The organism is Corynebacterium sp. HMSC074E01, from assembly GCF_001808885.1.
Taxonomy (GTDB): domain Bacteria; phylum Actinomycetota; class Actinomycetes; order Mycobacteriales; family Mycobacteriaceae; genus Corynebacterium.
In genome coordinates, this window is record NZ_KV794823.1 from 1 (window position 1) to 349 (window position 349).

At 50.1% G+C, this 349-nt stretch carries 1 rRNA gene; it reads left to right on the plus strand.

What is annotated here, in order from left to right:
- Positions 1-12: 12 nt before the first annotated feature.
- Positions 13-349 (plus strand): 23S ribosomal RNA (locus tag HMPREF2537_RS12870); the annotation flags it as partial.

Consider the following 349-nt stretch of genomic DNA (forward strand, 5'->3'; position numbering starts at 1 on the left):
TGTGTTGGTTGTGTGTTCGTTATTTAGGGCGCATGGTGGATGCCTTGGCATGCTGAGCCGATGAAGGACGTGTAAGGCTGCGTTAAGCCTCGGGGAGTTGTCAATAAAGCGTTGATCCGAGGATGTCCGAATGGGGAAACCTGGCACCTGTTATGGGGTGTTACCCTTCAGTGAATTCATAGCTGTTGTGGGGGTTTACGCGGGGAAGTGAAACATCTCAGTACCCGTAGGAGAAGAAAATAAAATTTATGATTCTGCTAGTAGTGGCGAACGAACGTGGATGAGGCTAAACCGTGTGCATGTGATACTTGGTAGGGGTTGTGTGTGCGGTGTTGTGGGCCCCAATGGA